The organism is Hydrocoleum sp. CS-953 (assembly GCF_002260545.1).
GTDB lineage: Bacteria > Cyanobacteriota > Cyanobacteriia > Cyanobacteriales > Microcoleaceae > Trichodesmium.
Map to the genome: position 1 here is coordinate 1 of NZ_LGSU01001065.1, position 6,471 is coordinate 6,471.

3 protein-coding genes and 1 pseudogene are annotated in these 6,471 nt (G+C 34.0%); 2 read left to right on the forward strand and 2 right to left on the reverse strand.

Features of this window, described 5'->3' with window-relative positions; all coding sequences use genetic code 11:
- Window positions 1–210 precede the first annotated feature (210 nt).
- Window positions 211–458: pseudogene (locus AFK68_RS41865) on the reverse strand (hypothetical protein); the annotation flags it as partial.
- 32 nt (window positions 459–490) lie between these two features.
- On the opposite strand from AFK68_RS41865, the gene AFK68_RS15820 reads away from it, so the two are divergent.
- Together AFK68_RS15820 and AFK68_RS15825 are read left to right on the forward strand one after the other, a co-directional pair.
- The gene (locus AFK68_RS15820) at window positions 491–1,759 is read left to right on the forward strand and encodes an ABC transporter substrate-binding protein (protein ID WP_094673617.1); all 1,269 of its coding nucleotides are present in this window, start codon (window positions 491–493) and stop codon (window positions 1,757–1,759) included.
- A 316-nt stretch (window positions 1,760–2,075) separates the two neighbouring features.
- Window positions 2,076–4,067: a pentapeptide repeat-containing protein gene (locus AFK68_RS15825; protein WP_094673618.1), complete on the forward strand. Its 1,992-nt coding sequence runs from the start codon at window positions 2,076–2,078 to the stop codon at window positions 4,065–4,067.
- 832 nt (window positions 4,068–4,899) lie between these two features.
- Here the strand turns inward: AFK68_RS15825 and AFK68_RS15830 are convergent.
- Window positions 4,900–6,177 carry a sugar ABC transporter substrate-binding protein gene (locus tag AFK68_RS15830; RefSeq protein ID WP_094673619.1) on the reverse strand — a complete coding sequence of 426 codons (1,278 nt, stop codon included), beginning with the start codon at window positions 6,175–6,177 and terminating at the stop codon, window positions 4,900–4,902.
- Window positions 6,178–6,471: the final 294 nt, after the last annotated feature.

Genomic DNA, 6,471 nt, shown 5'->3' on the forward strand with positions numbered 1-6,471 from the left:
CAATTTAATTTTACTTAAAAAATTTATAAATATCGTCCGTGATTGTACGGATATTTAACAGATATTTAATTAAATATCGATCTCCTCTTGAGGCAATTACTGATTTAAAAGTGGATCATTTTAGTTATCAATACTTACAAATAAAGATAGAGGCTTCAAATACGGAATTTTCTTTTTTATACCCTTGAAAGGAGAAGCTTGAGACCTTATTTATTTGTCAAATAAATCAAATCTTATACCGATAAAAGAAAAAGAGGCTTGACAGAAAGCAATGAGAATAGTAATAATGTAATTGTTGTTCATAGCAGCTTGCTTCATTTTTTGACCAAGACTGCGTTTAAATATTTTTTCTCTGGATGGAGAAAATGAAGTACCAATCGTCTGAGAATAGTCAAGTTGTGTAGACTATACTCTGACAAAATACAACATTGATATTCAGAAAAAGTGGCATAAAGTGTTCAATTAAGATTATTTTTATTGACAATTTATTATGAATTTTAAGATTTATTTTACCTTGAAGTTTTTTTTTAATCTCAGCTTTAGTCTTAGCTTATTAGGACTTACTGCTTGCCAACAAATATCAAATGATACAATTCCCGAAGAAGGAATTACTAAAAAAACAATTCGACTAGGTTCTGTCCTAGCTTTAGAAGGACAACAAGAGATAGTAGGAAATAGGATAAAATATGGTTTGAAAGCTGCATTTGACGATCAATTAGTACAAACAAAAAAGCTTGAGTTAATCATTGAAAATGATTATTATGAGCCTGGAGTTGCTTATCAAAAGACACAAGAGTTAATTGAATCTGGCATTTTTTTAATGATAGGAAATCTTGGTACTCCCACCGCACAAAAAACATTACCAATTTTAAATAAAAACAATATTCCTGCCGTTGGTTTTGTTACTGGTTCTGAACTTTTGCGATCGCAATCCGAGCTAATCATTAATTATCGTCCGAGTTATGCACAAGAAATAGAAACTGTAGTTAAAATGGCTTTATATGCAGGAGTCAAATCCTCTGAAATTTGTGCTTATGTTCAAGATGATAGCTTAGGTCTGGGTGGCTTAAAAGCAGTCAGAAAAGCTTTAGCACAAGCACAGGTTGAAGAGAAAATCTTAGATACATACGACCAAGTTTTACAGTATAAAAAAAAGGGAAATAAAGACAATATTTTGCTTAGTCCTGTAGGATTTTATCCCCGTAATACTCCCTATGTAGAAGAAGGTTATAACTCATTAAAAAAGTGGGAAAAAAACACGGAAATAAACTGTAGATTAGTCATTACAGCAGGAACTACTACTAATATCGGACGATTTATTAAGTTCGCTCAAGATGAAGGAGAGAATTGGGTTATTTCCTCCTTATCATCTGGTTCTCTAGAAGAATTACAGTTGAGTTTAGAAGAATACGGTATTACAGATAAAGTAATTATAACAACAGTTGTCCCCTCATTAGACTCCGATCTACCTATTGTTCAAGAGGCAAAATCTAAGCTAAAAAATGAGTTCGATCATATATCTTTAGAAGGATATATTGTAGGAAAAATGACTTTGAAAATTCTCCAAACAATACCAGGAAAAATTAATCGTGATAACTTTTTAAAACAGGCTGCTATTTCTAAGTTTGATCTAGGTGGTGTTGCGATAGATTTGACTCAAGGACGAATCCAGTCTTCTGACCTTGTTGTAGTAAAGATTTTTACCCCTCAAGGATTTAAAAAATTAAATAAAGAGAAATTAAGAGATATGTTTAAATAATTATTCTAAACTATACAAACCAAGGAATAAACTCGCTTTATTGCCATAATTATTGTCTTTCAAATGACACAATTTTATATTATAGAAGCCCTAACCGTATCTCAGCAAAGGTGAGGTTTTTGGCAAAGGAGTAAGGAGTCAGGAAATGGAAAATATATAAATAATAGAGGAAACAGGTAAAATCTAAGTGCCCTTGCTTCACCATCTCCCCTACTCTCAATCGATAATTGTCAACAGATCCCAAATAGGTTCTACAAGAAAGTTTATGCTTAAGTCCGGATTATAATGTTTAGTGTTTTTAGAGGAAAAATGATTAATGGATACAAGAGAAAAAAACTTACAAAAAGAAATAAGTAACCCTGAATCTATCGATTCTGAAAAATCTCAAAGCACTCCTGAAAAGGCTATATTAAAAGAACCTAAACTATTAAAGCCCATCTCTATTTTAGACACAAAAATTTCTCATTTTATTGAATGGCTACAAAATATTTCTTTATTTAAGTTAGCAGTTATTTTAAGTGAAGGCGCACTGTTGTTTGCCATAGTATCTTATGTAATTACCATACCTAGTCGAAACAAACAGGAGATACAAGAAGCTCGAAAGGTTCTGCGTGAAGAATCTGGCCATCAATATAGTGACGCACGGATTGCTGCCTTAAAAATTTTACATAGCAAAGATTGCCAAAGTAATCCAGGACTAGAAGCAGCTAAAGCAAACATGGCCGATCTTACCCTTAATCCTTGCCAATCTCTATCTTTCACTCAGGGTTCACTGAAGGTTAATAAACGTTCAATGGATCTCTCCTATTCAAATTTAGCAGGAGCCGATCTATCAGGAGCCAATCTTGTTGGAATTAATTTACAAGGGAGTAACCTCCAGGGCGCAAATTTGGCCAATACTAATTTAGAAGGTGCTAATCTCACGGGTGTTCAATTACAAGGTGCGAATTTAACACAAGCCAACTTAAAGGAAGCGATACTCCAAAATAGTAATTTAGATAATAGTAATTTGTATGGAGCTAATCTTGACAAAGCTGATTTCTCTGAAGCTAGTCTAGTCAATGTTAGAGCCTTATGGGCTAATTTCAATGATGGTATTTTCTACCGAGCCAACTTACAATCAGCAAATTTGAATAGAGGGGATTTAAGGGGGGCTGATTTTTATAAAGCTAATCTAGAGAATGCCTCGTTACGTTTTGCTGATTTAAGTAGCACAACTAATGCGAGAGGAGCGCAATTACAACCCACTAATTTGCTAGAAACCCAATTAAAAGGGGCCGATCTGTGGGGAGCAAAAATGTGGTCAACATTTCAAATTAAGCGGGCTAAAAATTGGCAGGAAACCAATCGGAAGCCTAATTGGGAACAGGCGACCAAACAAGCAAGATTACCTCGTTTACGGATAGCTTTAATCAAACCAGAAACTCCTGAAACTCTTTTCGATTACTATGAATTAGGGATGCGTCGTGCTGCTAACCGTCGTGTAGAAATTTGGGCGATTAGTCATCCCAGTGGTGTGGAGAATGAGGCTAAAATAATTAAGCAGTTGATTAAGGAAGGTATGGATGGAATTATCCTCAGACCTGAAGATTCCATTAAGTCACTCGATGCGCTTAAACTAGCTAGTGATGCTGGAGTGGCTATTATCACCCTCGGTTTCTGCTTTGATCCTATGGACGCAAAAGATTTAGCCATTGCTTGCTATAGTACAAATAACTTCCAAATGGGCTATGATTCAGCCCAAGATTTAGTAGAATGGTCTCAAAATAATTTACAGACTGATTCTTCCTCAAAATTGATTCAGCTTGCTTTAATTGATTCTGCTGTCTATGATAGCTACTATCCTTATCTGCAAGGAGCATTAAAAGCGATAAATGAATCGGATATCTCGTTTCAAATCGTTGATTCTGTTAACGTTGCTTCTAATAGTGATGTGATAAAAGTTAAAGAACTACTTAAAAATAATCCTACTGTTCAGATACTTTGGGGGGGGTCAAATCTAGCAACGGAGGTTGGACTTGCAGCAGTGATAGAATCTGATTTGAATAATAAAGTTAAGGTTTTCGGAGTTTCAGATCTCTCAAGAGAAAAAGCCGAAATGTTACTCGATCCTAATAGTCCTTTACATTCGATTATCGATCAGTCTGGTCTTAAGATTGGTTCTGATGCTGTTAAAAAAATAATTTCTGTCTTGAGAAAAGAAAGTTCAGGAGCAGATTATCAGGTTTACCCAATTGAGCATAGTCTATTAACTCAAGAGGATCCAGAGCCTGTACGTGATTTTATCGACAATTATGGTTGGTTCTAATTGGTTCTAATTAGTAGTTTCATTTTAGTTATTAGTACCTCAAATCTAACAAATTAGGAGGCTGGAAAAACTTCAGTATTTCTTTTCATCCCCTTGAAAGGTTATTCGTTATAGAACTCCTAAGTGTATCTTTTACATTTATTTTCCTTTCTACAACCTGAACGTTCACCTTTCATCTGCGTAGCAAAGTGGAAAGGAGTTCCATCAATGGGAAATTATTTCTTCCATTGAATAAAAAGTCATGCGCATAGACGAACAAAGCCAGAGAGTTTTTATCATATCACAATTTTTGTGAGGGTGCAACAGAAAATACTTTGACGCGCGATTTTTATTTCAGGAGCTTCAGAGAATGAAAAAAATTGTGGTTTTGCACTAGGGATGGATGGAAAGATTTGATCGGGAAAAAAAGAATTTTCCAGAAGCTCCACAAGATGAAAATATTTCTGCTATTGCTGTTAGGGTCTGCCATGAATTAGACCTTAAAAGCTTTGTCAATTAAGGTTTTTAGCATCTGGATTCTTTCAAGACCAAAAACCAAAAACTCTTGCCACATCATCCTTTCAGATTTAATTGATGGCACGCTCTAGGAAAAATTCCTAAATATTTTGATGGTCTCTTAGCCAGTCAATTTAGTTGAATAAAAAATCATGCGTATAGGCGAACGACTCCATATATTTTTTATGATATCATAAAAATTGTGAGGGCGCAACAGAAAATCCTTTCACGCGCGATTTTGATTTCAGGAGCTTCAGAGAATGAAAAAATTTGTGCTTTTGGATTCGGGAGATTATAGATAGAAAAATTTTAAACATAAAAAACTAAACATAAAAAACTATAGCTTATTCCATTCAGATGCAGCATCAGCGATCGCCTGTTCAATAGTTTTTTCTCCCAAAATAGTTACCTGCAAATTTTGGTAAATAATTTCTTTCAACTTATCCAAATTTTTAACAGATGGCAGTAAAACTTCTGCATCAAAAATTTGACTAGCACTAATAACTCGAGCCTGATCTTGAGAAGAAGCATCATCAGGAATATTTTGAAAATAACTATTTTCTAACGTTTTAATTGTAGAAGGTAAAACATTAGTCTCCTGAGCAAAAGCCATTTGATTTTGATGATTAGTAATAAACAAAGCAAATTTCAGCGCTTTATCCGGTAGTTTAGTATTGCTAGAAATAGCAAAATTCATTAATACTAGACTATTCTTATTACTCTTACCGGTAATTTGAGATGTTGGGAGTGATACCTTTCCAATTTCTGGTGTATTTTCAGAGATAGCTTCAATCAATTCGGTTCCAGAAAATACCATAGCAATTTCCCCAGCTTGATACAAATCTTCCCCAGCTTGAATCCCTTGTGTTAATACTTCCTCTGGTAATAAACCTTCCCTATATAAATCAACCCAATACTTAAATACTTCCTTGCCAACTGGAGTATTAAAAGCAGCTTTTCCATCAACATCTATTAATTTAACTCCCATCTTAGGAAAAGACTCTAATACCTCATTTCCTCCTTGTGGTGAAAAAGAAACAAAAAAAGCATATTTATCAGTTCTTTCTTTAATTTGTTTAGCTACCTTAGCCAACTCTGTATAATTAGTTGGAGGTTGATCAACTTCTGCTTGTTTAAATAGCTCTGAATTATAGATTGTTATATTTGTCCTACAATACCATGGAATAGCAAAACTTTTACCATTAATCTGACTAGCTTGCCAAAGATTGGATAAATATTCATTCTTAACCGAATCTGATAAAATAGTATCCAAATTTAACCAAGCATTAGGTTCAGTCAATAAATGTGCAAAACTTGAATTAAGATTAACAACATCTGGAAGAGTTTCTGTCAAAATAGCACTCTCAATTTTGCTTTCCATCTCCGACCAAGGTACATCAACCCATCGCACTGATAAACCTGGATTATCTGCTTCAAAATCAGCAATCAACCGATTAAAATAATTAGTAAACTGAGGTTGAAGCTGTATCGTCCAAAACTCAATTTCTTTAGTCTTTAAATTAGGATAGGGAGTATTACAACCAATCAAAAATGTTAGTATTAGTCCCAAAATAGCAAATACCTGGAACCTTTTCCATTTAACTATAATAAACATTTGATAAATTTTAGAAAAACATCTCATATGCTGTCTTATAATTACAGCAATTTTCACTTTATTAGACCACAGTAGAGATGTTTCATGGAACCTCTCTACACTATAATAATTCCTCGAAAACTTGAGGTACAAAATTTTAGGCTTTAGACAGCTAGCAAGAGGTTCAAAAATTAATAGTAGTTCTACTTTAGCAATCCTAAATAGGTTGTAATACCAATTCCCATGCATTAAGGCTATACTTGAGTGACACTTCAGTTATCAAGTAATTAACACAAATAAAATAAATTATTCCCT